The organism is Mycobacterium sp. ST-F2 (genome assembly GCF_001905655.1).
In the GTDB taxonomy this organism is placed as follows: domain Bacteria; phylum Actinomycetota; class Actinomycetes; order Mycobacteriales; family Mycobacteriaceae; genus Mycobacterium.
In genome coordinates, this window is the sequence record NZ_JMHT01000099.1 from 1 (window position 1) to 3,961 (window position 3,961).

Below are 3,961 nucleotides of genomic sequence, written 5' to 3' on the forward strand. Positions count from 1 at the left end.
GAAAAGGGCCTGGTGCCACGGCAAAGCCCAATATAATTAACGCCGTGAATAATTTTGCATGGACTGCCACATGCAGGTCGCCACGCATTGCTCACCATGGGCCGGGGTCCGACGCCCGCGGTCGGGTATGAGGCCCGGTATGAGGTTGCCCACGCACGCGACTGTTCTGCTGCTGGTCGCCGCGCTGACACTCGCGGCGTGTTCGAAGACACGGGAAACCGACCCGCGAGCCACCCGTCCCGAGGGGCCGGGCAGCCTGGTGAGCTCCACCGCTCTCACGGATTTCGATCCCGCGGTCACCGAGCGCGCCAAAACGGCGGTCCGGATCACCTACCGCTCGACGACCGGACACGGCGACGTGTCGACGTCGGTGACCGGCAGCGCGTTCATTCCCGCGGGCAAGCCGCCGCGCGGCGGCTGGCCCGTGGTGGCTCTCGCACACGGCACGACGGGCATCGAGGTCTCCTGCGGGCCGTCGTCGTCGCCCGACCTGTTCGGCATCTCGGGGGTCGTCGCGGGCCTGTTGGAATTGGGGCAGGCCGTCGCGGTGGCCGACTACCAGGGACTCGGAGGTCCGGGCGGCCACCCCTATCTCGACGCGCAGACGGCGGGGCTGAACGTCATCGACTCTGTCAGAGCGCTGCGCGCACTGTCTCCGGACGTGTCGAACCGATGGGCGGCCTACGGTGCCTCTCAGGGCGGCGCCGCGGCGTGGGCGGCCAACGAGCAGGCGTCCGACTACGCGCCCGAGCTCCGGCTGGTCGGCACGGTCAGCGTCGCACCGCCGGCCGACATCAGCGACTTCGCGAACCTCGCCGCTGAGAAGGCACTGAATCCACAGCAGCTGTCCGCCTACATCTGGCTGCTCGGTGGTCTTCAGCGGACCCGGCCCGATTTCGACCTCAACCTGTACGTCCACGACATCGCCCCCGACACGTGGGACACGCTGATGAGCTGCGATCCCGGCCGATCCGAGGAACGCCTGCGCGCACTGGCCTCCCTCACGCCGCAACAGGTGACCCCGGCCGACCTCGAGGCGCAGGAGCAGTTGAAGGCGCTGCTGTCCACGTTCTCGCTCCCCAAGCACCGTGCGGCAGCGCCCATGCTGATCGTGTTCGGCGGCGAGGACCAGTACATCCGGCCCGAGTGGACGCAGGAGGCGATCAACCGGGCCTGCGCGAAAGGATCCTGGATCGCCGAGGTGTTCCAGCCGTACAACACCCACGAGAACGTCGACTCCAGTGCCGTGCTCGGCTGGGTCGCCGACCGCTTCGACGGCGATCCGGCGCCGGCCAACTGCTGACCCCCTCACGGGCGTCAGCCGTCGGTCACGCAACCGGGGCCGTCGTGAGTTAGCTAACAGATCGCATTCCTCAGCCTCTTCACACGGCTGTATTGCGACAAAAGCCCTACTATTGACGCCGTGATCGCTTCGGCTCGTCATGCTCGGTGCAGCGCACCGCGCATTGCTCACCACCCGCGGCGGCCCGACGCCCGCGGTCGGGATTGAGGCCCGGTATGAGGTTGCCCAAGCCCGCGACTGTTCTGCTGCTGGTGGCCGCGCTGACGCTCGCGGCGTGTTCGAAGACCCAGGGAACCGACTCGCTTCCCACCCGACCCGAGGGGCCGGGCAGCCTGGTGAGCTCCACCGCTCTCACGAACCTCGATCCCGCGGTCACCGAACGCGCCAAAACGGCGGTCCGGATCACCTACCGCTCGACCGCCGGCCACGGCGACGCACCGACGTCCGTCACCGGCAGCGCGTTCATCCCCGCGGGCAAGCCGCCGCGGGGTGGCTGGCCCGTGGTGGCTCTCGCACACGGAACGACGGGCATCGAGACCTCGTGCGGACCGTCGTCGTCGCCCGACCTGCTCGGCATCTCGGGTGTCGTCGCGGGCCTGCTGGACATGGGGCACGCCGCCGCGGTCGCCGACTATCAGGGACTCGGCGGACCGGGCGGCCACCCCTATCTCGACGCGCAGACGGCGGGGCTGAACGTCATCGACTCGGTCAGAGCCCTGCGCGCACTGTCTCCGGACGTGTCGAACCGATGGGCGGCTTACGGCGTTTCTCAGGGCGGCGCAGCGGCGTGGGCGGCCAACGAGCAGGCGTCCGACTACGCGCCCGAGCTCCGGCTGGTCGGCACGGTCAGCGTCGTGCCGCCGGCCGACATCAGCGACTTCGCGAACCTCGCCGCTGAGAAGGCACTGAATCCGCAGCAGCTGTCCGCCTACGTCTGGCTGCTGGGTGGGCTTCAGCGGACCCGGCCCGATTTCGACCTCAACCTGTACGTCCACGACGTCGCCCCCGAGACGTGGGACATGCTGATGAGCTGCGATCCCGGCCGATCCGAGGAACGCCTGCGCGCACTGGCCTCCCTCACGCCGCAACAGGTCACTCCATCGACGCTCGAGGCGCAGGAGCAGTTGAAGGCGCTGCTGTCCACCTTCTCGCTCCCCAAGCACCGTGCGGCAGCGCCCATGCTGGTCATCTTCGGCGGCGAGGACCAGTACATCCGGCCCGAGTGGACGCAGGACGCGATCAACCGGGCCTGCGCGAACGGATCCGTGGTCGCCGCGGTGTTCCAGCCGAGCAGCAACCACGAGGGCGTCGACAACGACTCGCTCTTCAACTGGGTCGCCGACCGCTTCGACGGCGACCCGGCGCCGACCACTTGCTGATTCGGCGAGCGCCTATGCTGGCGTGGGTTATTCAGCGATCACACACGCCCCCCTTCCGCGTCTCGCGGTCGCAGTGGGGCCAACACCCGACCAGGGAGGCCGCATGACGAGGCTCCGTGCCTCTGTTCTCTCGCTGCTGGCGTGCACGGTGCTGCTCGCCGGCTGCGGCAGCACGGAATCCGAGGCCGCGCCTCAGCGCATCGCCAACGCCGACATGTCGCAGACGGGGCCGGGCAGCCTCGTCGAGGCGTGGACCATCCCGAAGCTCGACACCAGGATCGTCGCTACGGGCGCGGAGGCCGCACGGGTCCTGTACCGCTCGACCTCCGGGATCGACGGGAGCCCGACCGAGGTGTCCGGCGCGGTGTTCGTCCCGCCGGGCGATCCTCCGCCCGGCGGCTGGCCGGTCGTCGCGTACGGCCACGGAACCAGCGGCGTGCAGCAGCAGTGCGCGCCGTCGTTGTCGAAGGACATCTTCGGCACCGCCCCACTGATCGCGGCGTACATCAAGCTCGGGTACGCCGTGGCCGTGGCCGACTACCAAGGGCTCGGAGCTCCGGGCGGGCATCCCTACCTCGACTCCAAGACGGCGGGGCTGAACATCATCGACTCCGTCCGCGCTCTGCGGAAGCTGAGCCCCAAGGTCTCGACCAAGTGGGGCGGCGTCGGCGGCTCGCAGGGCGGGTCGGCCATGTGGGCGGCCAACGAACAGGCGGCGACATACGGCACCGATTTGAACCTCGTGGGCACCGTGAGCATGGCGCCGGCCGCCGACATCACCCAGTTCGCGCAACTGGCAGCCGATCAGAAGCTGTCCAAGGATCAACAGGCGGCCTACATCTGGCTACTCATGGGTATCGCGCAGACCCGGCCGGGATTCCCGATCGACGACTACCGCAACGGCGTGGCGGCGGAGAACTGGGACACGCTCGCGGCGTGCGTGGGTCCGGAGACCGAGAAGCGCGCGGCGATCCTGTCGGACCTGCCGGCCAGCTCGCTGGTGCCGTCATCGCCGGAAGCGGTGACTCGACTCACCGACATCCTGGCGTCGATGGCGCTGCCGCAGCAGAAGGCCGCGGCGCCCATGTTGGTCCTCTACGGCGGTAAGGACACCTACATCAACTCGGAATGGACCCGAGCGGCCATCCAGCGCGCGTGTGCCATGGGCACGATCATCGAATCCGACTTCCAGGAGGGCAAGGGACACGGCGACGTCGACAGCTCGGCGTACCTCGAGTGGCTGGGCAAGCGGTTCCAGGGCCAGCCCCCGCCGGACAAC

3 protein-coding genes are annotated in these 3,961 nt (G+C 69.0%); all 3 read left to right on the forward strand.

Features of this window, described 5'->3' with window-relative positions:
• The first annotated feature begins 139 nt into the window (after positions 1–139).
• Positions 140–1,303: a lipase family protein gene (locus tag EB75_RS27445; RefSeq protein ID WP_168176138.1), complete on the forward strand. Its 1,164-nt coding sequence runs from the start codon at positions 140–142 to the stop codon at positions 1,301–1,303.
• A 215-nt stretch (positions 1,304–1,518) separates the two neighbouring features.
• Positions 1,519–2,682, forward strand: a complete 1,164-nt coding sequence (locus EB75_RS27450; protein ID WP_083612602.1) for a lipase family protein — start codon at positions 1,519–1,521, stop codon at positions 2,680–2,682.
• A 103-nt stretch (positions 2,683–2,785) separates the two neighbouring features.
• On the forward strand, positions 2,786–3,961 hold a 1,176-nt coding region (locus EB75_RS27455), incomplete at its 3' end, for a lipase family protein (protein WP_073698374.1).